Raw genomic sequence first — 17,134 nt, 5'->3', positions numbered from 1 at the left:
TTTGGCATTTTCAACCGGCATTTGTCCCGCTATCCGTTGCAATCTTGTGAGCTGAACCCCAGCTCACAAGGATTTTTACTTCTATCGGGGCTATAAGGAGGCATTTTGCTTTTTTATCATCATCTAAAAAAAATGTAATAATCAAAACCATGTTTTTAATTATTGAGAGTAATCTTTGTTACATTATTTTCATAAAAGTATCTTTTATTAATTGTATCTGTTCCGTGTAAATGGTTTTCCTTTTGTTAGCAAAATAGAGAGTATTCTTTAAAGGAGTTTCCCCCTGCCATAAAAGCTTTATTTTTCCACTTTCCAGTTCTGTTTTGCATAAGAAATCCGGAATTACTGCCAATCCACTACTGTTGCTTAAACAACGCACTATGGAGTTTAAATTCGGAACAATGTAATTTGGTCTGAAATCGGCATGTTTGTTGAAATTAAGTTGCCAAAAGCGTCTCAAATGCTCCATGTCTCCGGTGGTTCCATACCATCTTTGTTGTTTCAACCAGAGTTCTATTGCTTCTAAGTCATTTTGTTTTTTTAAAGTGTCAAAGGCATCAGAATTTGTTTCGTTACCACCAATTAGAACTATCGTTTCTGAAGAAAAGGCTTGATAATCGATTGTGTTCTTAACGATCATTTGCGGAGTAATGATTAAATCTAAAATTCCTTTATCTAGATTCTCAATCATTTCTGGATATTCTCCAAATTGGATAATCACATTAAACGGGAAGGTTGCCAAATACGGTTCTAAAGTAATCTGAAATGTCTCAAAACACATTCCAATGCTAATGGTTGGGGTGTTTTTTTCGGTGCTTCTCTGAAAATTTTTCTCCGCCTCTTCCAATTTTGTCAATGCATCGGTTATAAAATTGTAGAGTACTTTCCCCTTTTCGGTAGGAATCATTTTTCTGCTACTTCTGTCGAATAATTTATAGCCAACATAACTTTCGAGCGAACTTAAGTGCAAACTAGCCCCAGGTTGTGAAATAAACAATGCATCTGCCGCGCCAGTTAAGGTGCCGGTTTTGTAAATGTATTTGAAAGTTCTATACCATTCTAAATTTACCATGTCGATAAGTATTATATTTATGATACAAAGGTATGAATTATGTTATTTTAATAATAGACTTGTTGGTGGTAAATTTGCATCATCAAATTAAAATAAGATACTATGAAAAAGATATTTATAATAAATGGGGGACAAAAGTTCGGACATTCAGGTGGAAGATTCAATCAAACTATAGCCAATGCGACTGCTGATTTTTTTTTAAATCACAAAGATTTTGAAGTGAAAAGTACTGATGTAAACGATGAGTTTGATCCAGCTCAAGAAGTGGGAAAATTTGTTTGGGCCGATGTGATTATTTATCATACTCCAATTTGGTGGTTTCAATTGCCACACGCTTTCAAGAAATACATTGATGTAGTTTTTACCGAAGGCCATGACAACGGTATTTACAAAAGTGACGGGCGATCCTCTAAAAATCCTGCAATTAATTACGGTACAGGAGGGATGCTACACGGCAGAAAATACATGATCACTTCTTCTTGGAATGCACCGAAAGAAGCTTTCACCTTGCCTGATGAATTCTTTGGGGAAACAAGCGTTGACGATGGAGTGTTATTTGGATTCCACAGAATGAATGCTTTTACTGGGATGAAACCTTTAGAAAGCTTGCATTTTCATGATGTTATGAAAGGGTCAAACGTTGATAGTGATTTAGAAATGTACAGAAATCATTTGACTCAATTATTTTTGAACTAATTATGAAATGAGCATGACCTAAAATTTGTCTCAAACGCAAATGAAGATATGCGAATTACATATTCCAATATAAACAGTATTAATTGCATATGAAAATAAATTTGACAGTTATTATTAAAAGCAAATCTGAATATAGAGAAGAATTGAAGGCTATCTTGGTAGATTTAACCAAGAATTCTAAAAAAGAAGCTGCCTGTTTTCAATATGATTTGCATCAAAATATAGAAGATCCGAATGTCTTTATTCTTCATGAAGTTTGGAAAAATAAAGAGGGGCTGGATTTACATAAAGAAGAATTGTATTTCTTGAAATTTAATCAGGTTTCTGAACTTTTTTTAGAAGAAAAAATAACAGTTTTTGAGACTTCAAGAATTAGGTAGTAAAAAAATAGCCACTGAATTTTTAGTGGCTATTTTTAAATTATGATAGGTTCAATTTATATTTCAGTTGTCTTTTTTGCGGTAATTACAAAATACAATCCCACTATTATAAACGGAATACTTAACCATTGTCCGGTTGACAATATATTTCCTAAATCGCTTTCAAAACCACCTTGGCTCTCTTTTACCGATTCTACAACTATACGTACCGTGAATAAAAGAACTAAGAACAAACCGAATAAAAATCCTGATTTTTTACGAGCATCTGTTTTCCAATAAAGGAAAAACAATGCTGCAAATACAAATATATAGCAAAAAGCTTCATATAATTGGGCTGGATGTTTGGCGGGAACTTGTTCTAATAAGTTGGCGAATTGTGGATTGGTGGCAATAGCATTGTATGCTTCTTTTGGCGTAGGAAGTTGAGTCGCATTGATTGCTTCTCTTGGAGTAAATTGATCTCTCACAAAGCGAATCCCAAACGAAGAGGTTGTTTCTTTACCTACAATTTCCGAATTGAAAAAATTTCCCAATCTAACGAAAATTGCTCCACTGGCAACAGGAATAACTACTCTGTCCAAGATCCATAACAGCGGTTTTTGAAGTACTTTTTTGCTAAAGAAATACATTGCAACAATAATCGAAATAGCAGCGCCATGACTCGCTAATCCTTGGTATCCTGTAAATTGGAATTTGGGGCTCAATCGGAATGGCAAAATGATTTCGGCCAGATTGTTACGGTAATATTCCCAATCGTAAAAGAAAACATGCCCCAATCTTGCTCCAATTAAGGTGGCTAGTACGGTCCAAACAAATAGAGAATCTAATTTGTCGATGGAAACATTCTCTCTTTCAAAAATTTGTTTCATAATGTACCATCCGAGCCCAAAAGCAATTACAAACATTAAGCTGTAAAAGCGAATAATGAAAAAACCTAAATCTATACCTTCAGAGGGATTCCATACAATGTTCAAAGCGTGTGTCATTTATTTTTATTTTTTGTGAAAATACTATTTTGATTCGATTAATTGTGTTAACTAAAAGGTAAGAAATGAGCTTAACTATAAATTCGCGGCAATACCAATGAGGAAGTACAAATTACATATTCCAACATAAACAGTATTAGCTACATATGAAATTTTGTTTTTTTAATGTTTGTCACTGCATTTTTTCTCGGGAACGGGATCATATCCCTTTCCGCCCCAAGGATGACAACTTAGAATTCTTTTTATTCCTAAATAACCTCCATAAAACAATCCATGGGTTTGTAAGGCTTGTATCATATAACTCGAACAAGTGGGCTCAAATCGGCAAGCTGCGGGAGTAAACGGGGATATAGCTCCCTGATAAAACCGAACGAGTAGTACAAATGGATAAATAATGATTTTGTTTAACATAACTGAATTCTGCCATTTGTTAACTGCAAACTATTAACTGCTTACTGAATACTAAACGTTGTTCCTTCTTTTCCGTCTTTCAATTGAATACCCAAAGCTATCAATTGATCCCGAATTTGATCAGACAACGCAAAATCCTTATTGTCTCTCGCTTGTTTGCGCATGCCAATAAGCATGTTTACCACACCTTCTAATTTGTCTGTATTGCCATTGGTTTTTTCTTCTTCCAGTCCCAAAACATCAAATACAAAAGCCTGCATTGTTGTTGTGAATAATTTTAAATCAGCAGAATTTAAAGTCTCTTTTTCGTCTTTTAATAAATTAATAAAACGAACGCCTTCGAATAATTGTGCAATAAGAATTGGAGTGTTGAAATCATCATTCATGGCATCATAACACAATTGTTTCCAACTGGCAATGTCTATTGAACTAGTCTCATTTGGAGAAAGGCCTTTTAAAGATTCCATCGCTTCCATCAATCTTTTATATCCTTTTTCGGCTGCAATGATGGCTTCATCAGAGAAATCCAGAATACTTCTATAATGGGCTTGTAGCATAAAAAAACGTGCTACTGATGCCGAAAAAGCTTTGCTCAAAAAAGCATTATCTCCAGTTAAAATCTCTCCTGGCAAAATGTTATTTCCGGTAGATTTGGCCATTTTTTTACCATTCAAAGTAAGCATATTGGCATGCATCCAGTAATTTACGGGAGTATGTCCAGTACAAGCTTCATTTTGTGCAATTTCGCATTCATGGTGCGGGAATTTTAAATCCATTCCGCCGCCGTGAATATCAAAATGATTACCCAAATATTTGGTGCTCATTGCTGTACATTCTAGGTGCCAACCCGGAAAACCATCACTCCAAGGTGAAGGCCAGCGCATAATATGTTGTGGTTCGGCTTTTTTCCAAAGCGCAAAATCCTGTGGGTTTCTTTTATCCGATTGTCCATCAAGATCACGAGTATTGGCCAGCATATCTTCAATATTGCGACCGCTTAATATTCCGTAATGATTGGTTTCATTGAATTTAACCACATCAAAATAAACCGATCCATTGGCTTCGTAACCAATTCCTTTGTCAATAATGGTTTTTATGATTTCAATTTGCTCAATAATATGTCCCGTTGCTGTAGGTTCAATACTAGGTGGCAAAAAGTTAAAAGCATTCAAAATATCATGAAAATCTACGGTGTAGCGTTGCACTACTTCCATAGGTTCCAATTGTTCCAAACGCGCTTTTTTGGCAATTTTATCTTCACCTTCATCCACATCGTCCACAATATGTCCTACATCCGTAATGTTTCGAACATAACGCACTTTATAATCCAAATGCAATAAGTATCTAAAGATTACATCAAAAGACATAAAAGTTCTCACATTTCCGAGATGCACATTGCTGTAAACCGTTGGTCCACATACATACATCCCCACATTTCCTTCGTTGATTGGTGTAAATGTTTCTTTTTCTCCCGAAAGAGAATTGTATATTTTTAAGGTTTGTGTCTTGTACAGTGGCATCTTTTGTATGATTAGTAAATGTGACAATTAATAAATTGTTGACTTTGTATAAAATAATAACCATTAAGGAATAAAGAATTTTAAGTCTTAATGATACTTAATCTCTTAATGGTTTAATGTTTTGAAATTGATGTTTTAGAAACTAAAATTTAGTCTCCAATTTGATATAATCCAAAAACTCTCTTTTTGTTTGTGGGTCTTTGAATTTTCCGCCAAATTCAGAAGTTACCGTACTGCTTTCGATATCCTTGATTCCTCTTGAATTTACACAAAGGTGTTTAGCATCAATCACACAAGCCACATCTTCAGTGCCAAGTGCTTGTTGAAGTTCTTGAACAATTTGCATTGTCAAACGTTCCTGTACTTGAGGTCTTTTGGCGTAATGTTCTACAATACGATTCATTTTTGAAAGGCCAATTACTCTTCCATTCGAAATATAAGCTACATGCGCTCTTCCGATGATGGGTAATAAATGGTGTTCGCAGGTAGAATAGAGTGTAATGTTTTTTTCAACTAACATTTCTCCGTATTTGTAATTGTTTTCAAAAGTGGAAGCTTTTGGTTTTTTGTCAGGATTCAATCCGCCAAATATTTCTTTTACAAACATTTTGGCCACGCGATTGGGAGTTCCTTTTAAGCTATCGTCTGTCAAATCCATTCCTAATGTTTGTAGGATGTTTTCTACATCTTTTTTTATTTTTTCAATCTTTTCTTCATCGGTAATGTCAAAAGCATCCTTTCTTACTGGATTTTGAGCATTTGTACTAATATGATTGTTTCCTATTTCGTCTTGAAATTCTTCGTTGTTTATCATTAAAAGATACTATTATTATGAGTGTGTTTTTTTAAGGGGTAAAGATAATTAATAAAAAGGAAACATTTTCTATCGTTTCGGCTTTTAATTATATCTAAAATTGATGAAAAGATTGATTAATTTGATGTCCAAACAAAAAAGACAATAACATAAACTGCTATTGCCTTTTGATATTTATAAGTAATATGTTCTTTTATTTTGAATTGTAAACTGTCAATGCTTCTTTTAAAATTCGAACAGCACTGATTAAATCTTCTTTTTTCAAAACATAAGCAATACGTACTTGGTTCAAACCTACGCCCGGAGTTGAATAAAATCCAGCTGCTGGAGCTATCATCACTGTTTCACCATTCAATTCGTATTTTTCTAAAAGCCATTGTGCAAAAATATCAGCATTGTCAATGGGCAGTTGAGCGATACAATAAAAAGCAGCTTTAGGAGTCTTTACGACCACACCTTCTATTTTGTTCAATTCGCTAATTAAAATATCTCTGCGTTCTTTGTATTCAACTATTACTTCGTCAAAATAACTTTGAGGTGTGTCAATTGCAGCTTCACAAGCAATTTGTTCTATTGTTGGCGGGCACAAACGAGCTTGTGCAAACTTCATTGCTGCAGCAATAACTTCTCTGTTTTTTGTTACCATACAGCCAATACGTGCGCCACACATACTGTATCTTTTGGAAACCGAATCAATCATGATTACATTTTGTTCGATTCCTGTTAGGTTCATTACGGAAAAGTGAAGGTCTCTTTCGTCGTATATGAATTCACGATATACTTCGTCTGCGATTAAAAACAAATCATGCTTTTTTACCAATTCTCCCAGCTGGTTAATTTCAGATTCTGAGTATAAATATCCTGTGGGATTATTTGGGTTACAAATTAAAATAGCTTTTGTTTTTGGCGTAATTGCTTTTTCAAATTCTTCAATTGTTGGCAGTGTAAAGCCATTGTCTATAGTAGAAATTACAGGTACAACTTTTGCACTTGATTCTTCCGAAAAAGCACTATAATTGGCATAAAAAGGCTCAGGGATAATGACTTCATCTCCCGGATCCATTATACTTCCAAGAGCAAACAAAAGTGCTTCAGAACCTCCCGTAGTTATCATTATATCCTCAAAGCCTACTTTTACATCTTGTTTGGTGTAAAATTGAGCTAGTTTTTTTCGGTAACTTTCGTATCCCGCTGAAGGGCCATATTCGATGATGGTTAAATCAATGTTTTTTATGGCGTTGATCGCAATTTCTGGGCTTTTTATATCGGGCTGTCCAATGTTTAAATGATAAACCTTATGTCCCTTTTTTTTAGCTATATCTGCATAAGGAGCCAATTTTCGGATTGGCGATTCCGGCATTCTTCGACCTCTGATTGAAATTTCAGGCATGATTGTAAAATTTGAGGTGCAAAATTGCAATTTATTTTCCAAAAACATCATAAAGATTGTGTCTAATTTATTGCTTTTCGTCCATTATTATCGTATAATTGGGTAATAATATGGAAATTTAACTAAATGAAAAAAAATTGTGTATTTTTTCTTTTGTTAATATCAATAATGCCTGTTTTTGCACAGGATGGTTTTGTATTTGACAAAGAAATCGAAAAAGTTACAGTGCCACTAATTTTGATTAATAATTTGGTTTTTATTCCTATAAAAGTGAATGGGGTAGAGTTGAATTTTCTTTTGGATACTGGTGTTGAGGAAACTATTCTTTTTAGTTTAGAAGACAATCCAGATGTCAATTTTTATAATTCCGAAAAAATAACCTTGAGAGGTTTGGGTAGCGAAGAAGCAATCGAAGGTTTAAAAACCACTAACAATATTTTGGAATTAAATGGTTTGACATCCCATCATCAACTTATTTATGTTATTTTGGATCAGAGTTTTAATCTGTCTTCCCAAATTGGGATTCCTGTAAATGGTATTATTGGCTACCAATTCTTCAAAGATAATTTGGTTCGTATAGATTACGCCAGTAAAAAGGTGATTATTTATAAAAATGACGATGAAAGAAGGAAAAAAATTGAAAGAAAATTCAGTATAGTCCCAATTACGATTGAGAAGTTCAAACCTTATTTGAAAGGTAATGTTGTTATGAATGAATCAAATTTGGACGTGAAAATGTTGATTGATATTGGGAATAGTGATTCGGTTTGGCTTTTTCAAAATTTATCGGAACAAATTAAAGTACCTGTTAGGAATTTTGAAGATTTTTTAGGAAAAGGTTTTAGTGGAGATATAGAGGGTAAAAGAGCCAGAATTTCTGAGTTTTCATTTGATAAATACGACTTTAAATCTCCGATTGTTGCATTTCCCGATTCCAGCTCTATAAAAAGTGTTCGCATGGTCCAAAATCGAGTTGGGTCAGTTGGTGGAGAAATTTTAAAACGATTTTCGGTAATTTTTGATTACGGAAACGAAAGACTGTATTTGAAGAAAAATTCCAATTTCAATGAGCCATTTACCTACAATAAGAGTGGTATTGAAATAAAACATAATGGTTTGCAATGGGTGCAAGAAACTGTAAAGTTGGAAACAGTTCCTCTGTCAGGGGGTATTACGTTTGATAGTAGCGGAAAGAATATAACCAATGATTTTAAATATAAGTTTCAACTCAAACCTATATACGAGATTGCCAATATTCGGAAGAAATCACCGGCAGCAAATTCTGGTTTGCAAGTAGGAGATGTTATTATTTCTGTTAACAAATCACCTGCGTATCGATATTCATTACAAAAAATGAACGAAATGTTTAAATCGGAAGAAGATAAATGGATTTATTTGGAAGTAGAACGAAACAATCAAATATTAAAATTTGCCTTCCAACTACAGGATATTTTATAAAAAAAAAGCGCTTTTTTAAAAGCGCTTTTGATGAAATTATTTTAGTTCGTGAGTATTTCTCCTTTGATTTTTAATGGTACTCGACCTTCGTCGTAATTTACCGCATTGGTCTCTAAAGTAATGGTTTTGCGTATTGGACCAGGAACCATATTGTATTTTATGTCAATTCGGTCTGATTTTCCTGGAGCAATTGCTTGGCTGGGTTTGTACAATATGGTACAACTTGCAGTAGATTGAATTCCAGTTATGTTTAATGGAGCGTCACCAGTATTGGTAAATGTAAAGCTTCGGACACCATTGTCCTTTGATTTATACACTTTCCCATAGTCAACTGTGTTTTCTGCTTGAAGAATGTTGATTTTTGGACCACTTTGTGCAAAACCAATGTTGCTTAAAAATAGCAAGACGATAAAAGCTGTAATATTTTTCATTTTCTTATGTTTTTTTTGTAGGTATAGTAAATGTAGTATCTTTTAATTAATGCACAATTTTTTATTTCCCTTTTTATACTGTGCTTAATTATTTACTTTTGTGCTTTATATACATATCAAAAATCAAACCAAAGTAGAAAGGTTTACTCGTTTAACTGTTGAATCGTTTGTTTAATTCAGATAAAGAAGCAACAAACAAAGCAAAGAATAAACGAATAAACGAATAAACAATCCAACGAATCCACAATAAAATGACAATTCCAGCACAATTTGACGCTAAAACTATCGAGAATAAATGGTATGCGTATTGGATGAAAAATAATTATTTTCATTCGGAGCCAGACCATAGAACACCTTACTCCATCGTAATTCCACCACCCAATGTAACCGGAGTGCTACACATGGGACACATGCTCAATAATACGATTCAAGATGTATTGATTCGAAGAGCACGTTTAAAAGGATTCAACGCTTGTTGGGTTCCGGGAACCGATCACGCTTCCATTGCCACAGAAGCTAAGGTAGTTGCTAAATTGAAAGCGGAAGGAATCAATAAAAATGATTTAACCCGAGAAGAGTTTTTGAAACATGCTTGGGAATGGACAGATAAATATGGTGGAGTTATTCTTGACCAGTTGAAACAGTTGGGTTGTTCTTGTGATTGGGAACGCACCAAGTTTACTATGGATCCGGATATGTCAGCATCTGTAATTCGATCTTTTGTGGATTTATACAACAAAGGTTTGATTTATCGTGGTTACCGTATGGTGAACTGGGATCCTGAAGCCAAAACGACTTTGTCTGACGAAGAAGTTATATATGAAGAGCAACAAGGAAAATTGTATTTCCTAAAATATAAAATTGAAGGTAGCGAAGATTTCTTGACAGTGGCAACTACACGTCCAGAGACAATTTTTGGGGATACAGCTATTTGTATCAATCCAAATGATGAACGTTTTGCGCATTTGAAAGGAAAAAAAGCGATTGTTCCTATTTGCGGTAGAGTGATTCCGATTATCGAAGATGAATATGTAGATGTTGAGTTTGGGACGGGCTGTTTGAAAGTGACTCCTGCCCATGATATGAATGATAAAACATTAGGGGAGAAACACAATTTGGAGATTATTGATATTTTCAATGATGATGCTACTCTAAATAGTTTTGGATTGCACTATCAAGGGAAAGACCGTTTTGTGGTTCGTACTGAGATTGTAAAAGAATTAGAATCGAATGGTGCTTTGGCAAAAACCGAAACGCACCTGAATAAAGTGGGAACTTCTGAAAGAACCAAAGCAGTTATTGAACCTCGTTTGTCTGACCAATGGTTCTTGAAAATGGAAGATTTAGTAAAGCCAGCTATACAATCTGTTTTGGTTGATGGTGACATTAAATTGCATCCAAAACGTTTTGAAAACACTTATGCACATTGGTTAAACAATATTCGTGACTGGAATATTTCTCGTCAATTGTGGTGGGGACAACAAATTCCAGCTTATTTCTATGGAGACGGAAAAGAAGATTTTGTGGTTGCAGAAACTATCGAAGAAGCTTTAAAATTGGCGCAAACCAAAACCAACAACCAACAACTAACAACCAATGACCTTAAGCAAGATGTTGATGCACTTGACACTTGGTTTTCATCTTGGCTGTGGCCAATGTCTGTTTTTGGAGGAATTATGAACCCGGAAAGTGAGGATTTTAAATACTATTATCCAACTAATGATTTAGTTACCGGTCCAGATATTTTGTTTTTCTGGGTTGCGAGAATGATTATTGCCGGATATGAATATACTGGAAAAAAACCTTTTACGAATGTGTATTTAACGGGATTGGTTCGTGACAAACAACGTCGTAAAATGTCCAAATCTTTGGGGAATTCACCTGAACCATTAGAATTAATTGAAAAATTTGGTGCCGATGGAGTTCGTGTTGGATTGCTTTTAAGTGCTTCTGCGGGTAACGACATTATGTTTGACGAGGAATTATGCAACCAAGGAAAAGCATTTTCCAACAAAATATGGAATGCTTTCAAATTGATAAAAGGTTGGGAAGTATCTGATGCAATTCCACAGCCGGAATCATCTAAAGTGGCGATTGAATGGTACGAAGCCAAGTTGCAACAAACACTTTTGGAAATCGAGGATAACTTTGGGAAATACAGAATCTCAGATGCTTTGATGGGAATTTACAAATTGGTTTGGGACGATTTCTGTTCTTGGTTCTTGGAAATGATAAAACCTGCGTACCAACAGCCGATTGATAGCGTAACTTTTGCGAAAGCGATAGAAATGTTGGAAAATAACATGAAATTATTGCATCCATTTATGCCTTTCTTGACAGAAGAAATTTGGCAAATATTGGCAGAAAGAACAATTGAGGAAGCATTAATTGTTTCGACTTGGCCAGAAATGAAACCTTTCAATGTACAATTAATTACAGATTTTGAAAGCACGATTGAAGTGATTTCCGGAATTAGAACCATTCGTAAAGACAAGAATATCCCTTTCAAAGATACTATCGAATTGAAAGTAGTAAACAATGATAAAGCTTCTACTTATTTTGATTCGGTTGTAACCAAATTAGGGAACATTACTTCATTAGAATACGTTTCGGATAAAGTGGATGGAGCATTATCTTTTAGAGTAAAATCGAATGAATATTTTATTCCAATCACTGGAAATATTGATGTGGAAGCCGAAATTGCAAAATTAACAGCCGAGTTAATTTATACACAAGGATTCTTAAAATCGGTTCAAAGTAAACTTTCGAATGAGAAATTTGTAAGTGGTGCGCCAGAGAAAGTTTTGGCAAACGAACGACAAAAAGAAGCCGATGCGCTTTCTAAAATTACCACAATCGAGCAGAGTTTGGCTGGATTGAAGTAAGAATAATTTTTTATTTTAAGATACAAAACCCGACAAATTTTTTAATCTGTCGGGTTTGTTTTTTAATTCCAAACTAATCCAGGTTTCTTTTTTTGAGTAATAAAGTAATTATTAGGTAAATAAAATTGAGTGAGTGATTTTGTTTCAGATATAATTTCAATTTTCTTTTTTATAAGATCAGGAATTTCAAATAAATTTTCGATTAATTGTATGCTTCCATTCGGATCTTGGTATATTATTTTTTTAATTTTATTAGGAAGTATTTTAGAAAATAAAAATTGATCTATTTCTCTATTGAAAGCTGGGAATGAATACCCAATAATTATTAGAACTTCTGTTTCATTCATTACTTTAGAGATTTTATTAAAGAAATTGTCTTTTAAATTATGTTCCCAAGCATATTTTATGAAGTTGTTGAAATTTGCAGAACCTTTTTCGGTCGATTCAAATAACCATTCAATATTATGCCAATAGTCGTCAAATTGGTTTGAAATCTTTATAATGAATTCTTTTTCTTCATTATTATTTTTATCTGTAAAAAAACCTCTATGTCCGTTTAGATGAAAAATATCATTTATATCTGAATCATTTTGGTTTTCTTTAAATTTAAAATGGTCATTAATTCTATTGAAATCATTGTCTTCTTCATTTTTTAAAAACATTTTAAATGCACTTTCAATCTGAAGATCATAATTCCAAGTTATAAACTTAAAATTGTTATTTAATTTAATCCCATTTTCTTTATTAAGCAGAATTGAAAAAATAGATTTATATCTATTATCTATCTTTATGTATTTAGAATCTGATAATTCCTTGTATCTATTTTCATGAAAGTTTTCCCAAAGATCGAAGAAAACACTAACACACATTTTTAATAGATTTAATTCATCTATTTCGTCATTCAAATACAACTTTCTGGCGTAAGTGTCAATAGTGTTATATTCTTTTGCTTTATACCCAAAATACCCAATATGCCACAATATTTTAATTTTATTGTTATCAGGTAAGTCCTTTAGTTCTTCTGAGATAAAATTATAAATTGAACTAGTTAGCCCACCATAACCGTCACTGATGGTTGTTGACTCTTTTATTTCAAATTCAGCAATTTTTATCATCATTTCGGCTTGATTTTCAAGTATTGGACACGAATTATAACTTGCACCTGCGCCTAAGTAATATGTAATTTTAGTCATAATGGTTTTTAAGATAAAGATATATATTGAATTATATTTATGTATTTGTTCCTTTTTTATTGCGATTCAAGAATAAAAAGACAGGATATGAAATTAAGGCAATGACTAAAATGATTACAAAGTTTTCCCTGTCACTGTAAGCAAAACCAAGCAACAGCGCCAGTGTAGCAAATATCATAAATAGGGTAGACCATGGGTAAAGCCAAGAACGGTAGGGTCTGGGTAAATTTGGTTCTTTGGTTCTTAATTTGATTAGAGAACAATACGCCAATCCCCAAACAATGACCGTCATGAAGGTACCAAATGAAAATAAGACTTCAAAGGAACCGATACAGATCAATAGTAAGGCGAATGAGGAGGAAATCAGAAGTGCCACTACTGGAGTACCGCCTTTGTTTATTGATGTTGCTTTTTTTGTAAAAAAGCCATCGCGACTTAATCCAAATAATATTCGGGTTGGAATCATCATATAGGCATTGAGGATGCTAATCAATGAAAAAATAGCGATAATAGTTACGATGATGGAACCATTGTTCCCAAACACCACTTTTGCCACATCAGAAGCAACTAAAGGTGAATTGGCCAATGTAGCAACCGGCAATACTTTAAAAAAAGCTACATTTATTAAAACATATAGAGCAATGACAATTATTGCTCCAGTATATAATGATTTGGGAGCGTTTTGACTAGGATTTTCATCTTCTTCTGAAAAAAAACAAACGCAGTTCCAACCATCGTATGTTCCGATAACTAACTGTAGTGATTTGAAAAAACCAAATAGAAGCCCTATTTCAAAGAATGGAGTATCCTTTTCGATAGGGTTGAATTTTAGTCCAGAATACATAAAACAAGCCACAATCAATGTCACAAAACAAATGACTTTAAGTAAACTGGTTAATTGTTGCAGGTAACTGCCGTTTTTGACACCACCAACATGCAGTAAAGTAAAGCCAACTAAAAATGAAATGGCAATTGCTGTAGTCTGGTTTGCCAAATTTGGAAATAAAGTAACAATATATTCGCTGATCACGATACAATAAAAAGCTGGCGGGGTAGCATTTGCGATATAATCAAACCATCCCGATATAAAACCGGCGTATTCTCCAAAAGCTCTTTTGATATAATTATAGGAACCACCGGCTTTGGGTAACATTGTTGCTAATTCGGCATAGGAATTGGCGTCAATTAAAATATATATTCCTCCAAAAATCCAACAGGTAATTATAAGCCAATAATCATCCAGCATTCCTGCAATAACTCCAGGTGTACGAAGAATGCCAACACCAATTGTGCCCCCAATTAAAACTGCAATATTAAAACTTAATCCGAGACTTTTTTTTAATTGGTTCTTTTTGGTTTCTATCATGCTTTTGTCGTTACGTTAAGGAATAGATTAGTTAATGATTAATTTTGGGAATACTATCAAATATAGTTAAAATACATTTCCTTTTACAAAACAAAAAACCTCGTTTATTGCTAAACGAGGTTTTTAGGTTTATTGCAAATGATGTTGCCAAAAAAATGTTTCGATATAATTAAAAATCAAATTAAGTTTTTATAATTGATATTTTAAACTTACCAATACTTGACGTGGAGCAATAGGATTTACGCTGTAATTTTCGTGTACCGTGTAATTTAATTCATTTGTAATATTTGACAGTTTGCAAAGAATTGAGATTTTTTTCCAACTATAACCTGCAGATACGTCAATGGTTGTATATCCTTCTAATGGGATTTCTCTGTGCCAAATTCCATCTGGTTTGGTTTTGTCATATTGGTTGTTCCAACCACCAAGACGGTCTCCAATATAGTTTCCTATTGCTCCAAGAGACACCCCTTTTAGTACTCCAGTTTGCAATGTATAGAAAAAGCTTAAGTTAGCTGTATTTGCTGGAGTTCTTACAACGCGATCTCCTTCGATAAAACTACCGTTTTTTCCTGAAGTTTTGGTATAACGCATATCATTATAACTATATCCAGCAACGATGTTCAATCCGTTGATTGGTCTTGCAGTCACATCAACTTCAATACCTTTACTCTTTGTTGCTCCACTTAAGACTTTTATACTTGTATCATTATAAGGAGTTCCATCAGCTTGTAAGGCTGTTTGAGCTAAATTACTGTTGGTGATTTGGTAAACAGTAATGTTTGTGCTCAAAATTCCTCTCCAAAAATCTTTTTTGATCCCCGCTTCATATTGGTCAATGACAGATGCCTCAATAGGTTGTAAATCAACAGTTGTGCCAGTATTTGGAGTAAACGAGTTAGAGTAGCTTGCAAATAAAGACATGTCTTTTGTTGGTTGATATACTAATCCTATTTTTGGAGAGAAAGCCTGATCTTTACGTTTTGGAGTAATTGTTGGTTTTGCAGTTTCTGGATTTCCGATTCCTGTAGCTGTTTCTTTGTAAGTACTGACTTCAGCTTCTTGCCAGGACCAACGGATACCCGCCAAAACTTTAATTTGCTCTGTAACCGAAATCAAATCTTGAAAATAAACTCCAAAACGGTTGGTGTCAGTTTTTACTATTTGCGTATTTCTTGAGTTTGGAATATCGTTTCTTTGAGTTGAAGGATCAAAAGTATAAAGATTGATAGTGTCATAATTGGTTGGAGTAAACACATAGGTATAGGCGGTAGTAAATGAATTTTCAAAATCCATACCGGTAAATATTTGGTGTTTTATTGATCCAGTATTAAAGTTTCCTTGTAAACTCAATTGGTCACCAAGTATTTGTTCTAAATTTTTATTTTGAACCAATGGTCTAGTCCAGTCTCCATTATCTTTTACGGTTGCTAATTGAGCTGTCGATTTTGATTGTCTATCGTAAGTTTGGAAAGAGCTATTGAAATTAAGTTTCCAGTTTTTGTTGATATCGTGGTTTAATAATGCTGAAGCACTAGCTGATTTTGTTTTACCATTTGACCAAAGTGCCCCATAAAAGTTGCTGCGTGGTACATCAACAATTTCTGTTCCGATAATTCCTGTTCCAAAATCTGGAGTCCAATCATCACTTAAAAAATCTCCTTGTAGTGTAATTTGAGTTTTATCAGTAACATTGAAAAGTAAAGATGGGTTAACATAAATACGTTCTCTTTTTACAACATCTCTAAAACTTTCAGAGTTTTCATAAGAACCTGTAAATCTATAGGCTATAGACTTATTTAATGGACCATAAAAATCTACAGAGGGTTTGTAGAAAGAGTAACTTCCCATTTGCATAGATACTTCCCCACCACTTTTGAAAGAAGGCGTTTTAGTAACTAAATTTAAGATTCCTCCCGGAGCTACATTTCCATATAACAATGCTGCACCGCCTTTTAAAAATTCTACTCTCTCTAAAGAAGAAACCTCAGGAATAGAACCTGCATTATAGCGGAAACCATTTTTAAACATATTGTTGGCAGACATATCATAGCCTCTTGAGAAGAAAGACTCCTGCGCTCCACCACGTGCTGAACCTACATAAACACCATTGGCATTTTTTAGGACTTCACTCAAGCGAATGGATTGTTGTTGTTCGATAATTTCAGATCCAATTACCTGCACGCTTTGTGGTGTGTCCATTGGTTTTAATCCAGAACGTAAAGCTGTAACTGGCTTTGGTTGCTTGTTTGCTGTTACAATAACTTCTTTTAAAACTTCACCTCTTCTCTTCTTTACCGTATCATTAGCTGATTTGATGGTGTCTGATGAGAAGTAATATATCTCTTTGTCATTTGAATTGGTTGTATTACTTGCTGTTTCTTGGGCTTGACTATTGAAACAAAATAATAAGAATGCTAAGGGGAGTAAAATATATTTCATATTGTTTATTTGGAATAATTAAAAATAACAATGCAAATATAAAAACTCATTTCCTATTCGGCAAGCTTATTTAGACTAAATATTAATAAT

At 33.8% G+C, this 17,134-nt stretch carries 14 protein-coding genes; 4 read left to right on the top strand and 10 right to left on the bottom strand.

Going from position 1 to position 17,134, the window contains the following annotated elements; translation table 11 throughout:
* Positions 1–178: 178 nt before the first annotated feature.
* The gene (locus KZH69_RS14240) at positions 179–1,072 is read right to left on the bottom strand and encodes a LysR family transcriptional regulator (protein WP_219318149.1); all 894 of its coding nucleotides are present in this window, start codon (positions 1,070–1,072) and stop codon (positions 179–181) included.
* 102 nt (positions 1,073–1,174) lie between these two features.
* On the opposite strand from KZH69_RS14240, the gene KZH69_RS14235 reads away from it, so the two are divergent.
* Both KZH69_RS14235 and KZH69_RS14230 read left to right on the top strand, forming a co-directional pair.
* Positions 1,175–1,768, top strand: a complete 594-nt coding sequence (locus KZH69_RS14235; protein WP_219318148.1) for an NAD(P)H-dependent oxidoreductase — start codon at positions 1,175–1,177, stop codon at positions 1,766–1,768.
* 89 nt (positions 1,769–1,857) lie between these two features.
* Positions 1,858–2,148 (top strand): putative quinol monooxygenase, encoded by a 291-nt coding sequence (locus KZH69_RS14230; protein ID WP_219318147.1) that lies wholly within the window; start codon positions 1,858–1,860, stop codon positions 2,146–2,148.
* 56 nt (positions 2,149–2,204) lie between these two features.
* Here the strand turns inward: KZH69_RS14230 and lgt are convergent, their stop codons facing one another.
* From lgt to KZH69_RS14205, 5 genes are all read right to left on the bottom strand, one after another.
* Positions 2,205–3,134 carry a prolipoprotein diacylglyceryl transferase gene (gene lgt, locus KZH69_RS14225; RefSeq protein WP_219318146.1) on the bottom strand — a complete coding sequence of 310 codons (930 nt, stop codon included), beginning with the start codon at positions 3,132–3,134 and terminating at the stop codon, positions 2,205–2,207.
* A 162-nt stretch (positions 3,135–3,296) separates the two neighbouring features.
* Positions 3,297–3,545 (bottom strand): membrane protein insertion efficiency factor YidD, encoded by a 249-nt coding sequence (gene yidD / locus KZH69_RS14220; RefSeq protein WP_219318145.1) that lies wholly within the window; start codon positions 3,543–3,545, stop codon positions 3,297–3,299.
* A 41-nt stretch (positions 3,546–3,586) separates the two neighbouring features.
* Positions 3,587–5,065 carry a cysteine--tRNA ligase gene (cysS, locus tag KZH69_RS14215; RefSeq protein WP_219318144.1) on the bottom strand — a complete coding sequence of 493 codons (1,479 nt, stop codon included), beginning with the start codon at positions 5,063–5,065 and terminating at the stop codon, positions 3,587–3,589.
* A 142-nt stretch (positions 5,066–5,207) separates the two neighbouring features.
* Positions 5,208–5,879 carry a GTP cyclohydrolase I FolE gene (gene folE, locus KZH69_RS14210; protein ID WP_219318143.1) on the bottom strand — a complete coding sequence of 224 codons (672 nt, stop codon included), beginning with the start codon at positions 5,877–5,879 and terminating at the stop codon, positions 5,208–5,210.
* A 193-nt stretch (positions 5,880–6,072) separates the two neighbouring features.
* Positions 6,073–7,269: a pyridoxal phosphate-dependent aminotransferase gene (locus KZH69_RS14205; protein ID WP_219318142.1), complete on the bottom strand. Its 1,197-nt coding sequence runs from the start codon at positions 7,267–7,269 to the stop codon at positions 6,073–6,075.
* 126 nt (positions 7,270–7,395) lie between these two features.
* Between KZH69_RS14205 and KZH69_RS14200 the strand changes: the two genes are divergently transcribed.
* Positions 7,396–8,727: a PDZ domain-containing protein gene (locus KZH69_RS14200; RefSeq protein WP_219318141.1), complete on the top strand. Its 1,332-nt coding sequence runs from the start codon at positions 7,396–7,398 to the stop codon at positions 8,725–8,727.
* 41 nt (positions 8,728–8,768) lie between these two features.
* On the opposite strand, the gene KZH69_RS14195 is transcribed toward KZH69_RS14200, so the two are convergent.
* Positions 8,769–9,158 (bottom strand): DUF1573 domain-containing protein, encoded by a 390-nt coding sequence (locus tag KZH69_RS14195; RefSeq protein WP_219318140.1) that lies wholly within the window; start codon positions 9,156–9,158, stop codon positions 8,769–8,771.
* 251 nt (positions 9,159–9,409) lie between these two features.
* Between KZH69_RS14195 and KZH69_RS14190 the strand changes: the two genes are divergently transcribed.
* Positions 9,410–12,043, top strand: coding sequence for a valine--tRNA ligase (locus tag KZH69_RS14190; RefSeq protein WP_219318139.1), 2,634 nt, complete (start codon positions 9,410–9,412; stop codon positions 12,041–12,043).
* A gap of 62 nt (positions 12,044–12,105) precedes the next feature.
* On the opposite strand, the gene KZH69_RS14185 is transcribed toward KZH69_RS14190, so the two are convergent.
* The 3 genes from KZH69_RS14185 to KZH69_RS14175 form a co-directional block, all read right to left on the bottom strand.
* Positions 12,106–13,236, bottom strand: coding sequence for a hypothetical protein (locus tag KZH69_RS14185; protein WP_219318138.1), 1,131 nt, complete (start codon positions 13,234–13,236; stop codon positions 12,106–12,108).
* A gap of 37 nt (positions 13,237–13,273) precedes the next feature.
* On the bottom strand, positions 13,274–14,602 hold the full coding sequence (locus KZH69_RS14180; protein ID WP_219318137.1) for an APC family permease: 1,329 nt from the start codon (positions 14,600–14,602) through the stop codon (positions 13,274–13,276).
* A 189-nt stretch (positions 14,603–14,791) separates the two neighbouring features.
* Complete coding sequence (locus tag KZH69_RS14175) at positions 14,792–17,044, bottom strand: TonB-dependent siderophore receptor (protein WP_219318136.1); 2,253 nt, start codon at positions 17,042–17,044, stop codon at positions 14,792–14,794.
* Positions 17,045–17,134: the final 90 nt, after the last annotated feature.

Source organism: Flavobacterium taihuense (assembly GCF_019351435.1).
In the GTDB taxonomy this organism is placed as follows: Bacteria; Bacteroidota; Bacteroidia; order Flavobacteriales; family Flavobacteriaceae; genus Flavobacterium; species Flavobacterium taihuense.
The sequence above is the reverse complement of the archived record's forward strand: the minus strand, read 5'-3'. Positions and strand labels throughout refer to the sequence as shown.